The following is a 3,640-nucleotide window of genomic DNA, read 5'->3' as shown; positions in this document are numbered from 1 at the left end:
GCCGGAACCGCCGTCGCGCGGCTCATCGGCCCGCTGCTGCTGACCACGCTCATCCTGTCCTGGGGCACCGGGGGCTGGCTGGTCGTGGGCGCGCTGTTCCTGGGGGCGGGCCTCGCCATGGAACCAGCCGTGCGCTGGGCGGAGGCGCGACGCCCGGCGGAGATGCGGGAGTCGGCGCCCGTACGGGACTGAGTCTCAGGTGAGCGCCGCCGCGACCCGCAGCACGGCGTCGTTCGCCTCCGGCGAGCCGACCGTGACGCGTACGCCCTCGCCGGGGAAGGCCCGTACGGCGACCCCGGCCCGGGCGCACGCGTCCGCGAACGCCGTCGTGCGCTCGCCCAGCGGCAGCCACAGGAAGTTGGCCTCCGACGCGGTCACGGGCACGGTCGGCCGCAGCGCGCTGGTCAGCCGGTCGCGTTCCTTGACCACCGCCTCCACCCGTTCCAGCAGCTCGTCCTCGGCCGCCAGGGAGGCCAGGGCGGCGGACTGGGCGAGCGCGTTCACCCCGAACGGCACCACGGTGTGCCTGATCCGGGCGGCCACCTCCTCGTGCGCCACCGCGTAGCCGACCCGCAGCGCGGCCAGGCCGTACGCCTTGGAGAAGGTCCGCAGCACCACCAGGTTCGGCCGGCTCCGGTACAGCTCGATGCCGTCCGGGACCTCGGGGTCGCGCACGAACTCCCGGTACGCCTCGTCCAGCAGTACCAGGACGTTCTCCGGCACGCGGTCCAGGAAGGCTTCCAGCTCGGCACGGGTGACGGCGGTGCCGGTGGGGTTGTTGGGGTTGCAGACGACGGCCAGGGCGGTACGCGGGGTGATCGCGTCGGCCATCGCCGCCAGGTCGTGTCGCTCCTCGCGCAGCGGCACCCGGACCGAGGTGCCCCGGCAGATCTCGGTGAGGTGCGGATACGCCTCGAACGACGGCCATGCGTAGAGCACTTCGTCGCCGTCACGGACCACGGCGTGCAGCAGGTGGTGCGTGACGCCGACCGATCCCGCGCCGGTCACGATGTGCGAGCGCGGCACGCCGTGGCGGCCCGCGAGGGCGTCGGCCAGCTCGGTCACCATGCGGTCGGGGTAGCGGTTGAGGCCGCCGGCCGCTTCCGCGAGCGCGGTCCGCACCGAGGGCAGCGGCGGGTAGGGATTCTCGTTCGCGGCCAGCGCGTGACGGGTCATGGACGCGTTTCTCCTGAGGTCGCTCGAGGGCGCGGGGAATTCCCGGAATCCGGCCCGGCCGGGGAATGATCGCTCAATGCCATGAGATATCCGAGCTGCAGCCGGTGCTGCGCACCATAATCCTCTTTCAGGCGCGCCACATGGCTTTGCAGTGAACGCAGGCTCAGTCCCAGACGTCGGGCTATCTCTTTGTCCGAGCGGCCCTCGATCAGGAGTTTCCGGATCGATTCCCGCATGTCCGGGATCACTTCTCCGGCGGCCTCCGCGGCGCGCACCGGGACGAAGGGAAACGGTTCGGCGCGGTCCCACTGCCGGGTGAACACGTCCGTGAGGAAACCGACCAGGGCCGGCTCCCGGACCAGCACCGCGGTCTGCCGGTCCCGGCTGCCCGGGATGAACGCCGCCGACCGGTCGATGATGATGAGCCGCTCGAAGAACTCCGGCAGTGTGCGCACCTGGACACCGAACTCGGTCACCACCTTGACGTAGTGCTTGGTCGGCTCGTCGAACCGCGTGCTGTGCTGGTAGAGCGTCCGCATGGCCACCCCGGCGGCGAGCTGCCGGCGTACCGAGGCGAGCGCGTCGCGCAGCACCGAGGGCGGGCGCGAGCCGTCCGGCTGGGCGGTGAGGATCTCCTCGCGGGCCCCCGCCAGCTCATTCTGAATGGCCCGGTTGATGTCCGGAAGGCCGTTCAGGTACCGGAAAGCGGAGTTCGCGCCGCCGGTTTCCCCGGTGTCCGGACGGGCCCCGGCGGCGTTTCGCCCCTCCGGGGGCGCCCAGTCGGCCTGCTCGGCGACGGCGCGCGAGAGGCCGCTCAGGGCCTCGGCGACGTTGCGCATGGTGGTGCGGTAGTCCGGGACGTCCTCGGCGAGGCCGGCCGAGCAGGCGGCTATCGCCTCCCGGAGCGGTCCGGGCCCCTGCTCATCCGAAGGCGCCCCGGTCATTTCCGTGCCCGATTTACGCTGAGCTGTTTCCATTTCAATCCTTCGTTTCACGGCACTGCGCCGACCCGAAGCATGTTAGGTCTTTTGTGTTCGTTCGCCGACGGGCGACGGTTGTTCTGTCGGAGGATCGAACCGCGAACCCCACAGGTGCTCGCGTATTCCCCGAACCCTGATTTTCGATGCCTTTACCGAAGAGGGGGAGACATGAACGGCGCAATCACCGGCTTTCCGCTGCTCGGGTCCGACGACGTCGGCTGGAACCGGTTCGGCCCGGAGTGCACCACCGCCTGACCGGCGGACGTCACCACCGCGCCCGGCGGCGCGCCCGACGGGAGGAAACCGAGCGTGAGGGCCGTTGAGACCGTCCTGCGCAGACATGCCGAGGACGGGGACCGGCCGCTGGTGGAGGTGACGGCCGAGGACGGCACCGCCGTCGTCCACTCCTACCGCGAGATCACCCGCGCCGCCCGCGCCCTGGGGGACCGCCTGGACCCCGGTCCCCGGCGAAGGGTGGGCATCCTGTGCGGCGACACCGCCGAGGCCGTCGTCGCCGAACTCGCCCTGCTGGCCCTGCGGGTGACCGGTTGCCCGGTGCCGCCCGGCGCCTCCGCGCGCACCGCGGCCGCCCTGCTCGCGGACGTGTCCGCCGTCCTCGCCGACGCCCGCGGCCAGGCCCTGCTGGCCGCCTGGGCGGACCGGCGCGTACTGCCCGAGGGCTGCCCGGTCGTCCCGGTCGACCTCGCCGCGCTCACCGACTCCGCGCCCGGCGCCTACCGTGTCCCCGACGACGACCGGGACTGGATCTGCAAGATCCTCCCCGCCTCGGCGGGTTCGGCCGGCCGGGTCGGCATCCGCGCCCACGCCGTGGACGCCCATCTCCACGCGCTACGAGCCGAGTTGCCCGCCGGAGCCTTCGCCCGCTGCGCGGTCACCGTCCCGCTGGGCGCGCTCGCCCATCAGGTGGCAGCCACCCCGATGGCCATCGCCGACGGCGGTTGCCTGCTGCTGCCGCCGCGCGGTATCCCCGCCACCGCCCTGCCGGACTGGACGGCCACCGTCCGGCCCACCGCGCTCGCCGTCACCCCGCCCGCCGCGACGGCCCTGATCGGCGCCGCCCGGACCGCGCGCCGTGAGGGCATACCCGTACCGGCCGCCCTGTTCGGCACCCCCGGCGTACCGCTGCTGTGGTGCGGCACCGAGGTACCCCATCCGCTGCTCCGCGAGTGCGAGGGCCTCGGGCTGCCGGTGTACGCCGGGTACGGGCTGGCCGGGAACACCGGTGCGGTGAGCTGGAACACCCCGGCCGCCCGCAGGTCCGGCACGGTCGGGCGGCCGCTGTCCCACGTCCGCGCCGAGATCGGGCCCGACGGCGAACTCCTGGTCGGGGGAGACGGGTTGGCCGTCTCCCTGGGCTCGGACGAACCGGCCGACGGCTGGCTGCACACCGGGCTACGGGCCGCCATCGACGCCGACGGGTTCGTCCACCTCGTCCGCCCCGACCGCGCCCGGCACGCCGGGGA

General features: G+C 73.1%; 2 protein-coding genes and 2 pseudogenes. 2 read left to right on the top strand and 2 right to left on the bottom strand.

All coding sequences use genetic code 11. The annotated features are described in order from the left end of the window. A pseudogene (locus GT030_RS29770) lies at window positions 1–192 on the top strand (MFS transporter); the annotation flags it as partial. A gap of 3 nt (window positions 193–195) precedes the next feature. Here the strand turns inward: GT030_RS29770 and GT030_RS29765 are convergent. After that, window positions 196–1,167: pseudogene (locus GT030_RS29765) on the bottom strand (histidinol-phosphate transaminase); the annotation flags it as partial. Between the two features lie 5 nt (window positions 1,168–1,172). Then, window positions 1,173–2,153 carry a hypothetical protein gene (locus GT030_RS29760; protein WP_161203743.1) on the bottom strand — a complete coding sequence of 327 codons (981 nt, stop codon included), beginning with the start codon at window positions 2,151–2,153 and terminating at the stop codon, window positions 1,173–1,175. Between the two features lie 312 nt (window positions 2,154–2,465). On the opposite strand from GT030_RS29760, the gene GT030_RS29755 reads away from it, so the two are divergent. After that, on the top strand, window positions 2,466–3,640 hold a 1,175-nt coding region (locus GT030_RS29755; RefSeq protein WP_161203742.1), incomplete at its 3' end, for a class I adenylate-forming enzyme family protein.

Source organism: Streptomyces sp. SID1328, assembly GCF_009865595.1.
Taxonomy (GTDB): domain Bacteria; phylum Actinomycetota; class Actinomycetes; order Streptomycetales; family Streptomycetaceae; genus Streptomyces; species Streptomyces griseoluteus.
This window is presented reverse-complemented; position numbering and strand designations above follow the sequence as displayed.

Coding starts and splice junctions, on each gene's coding strand:
- GT030_RS29760 (WP_161203743.1), bottom strand. CDS start 2,153: ATGGAAACAGCTCAGCGTAAATCGGGCACGGAAATGACCGGGGCGCCT.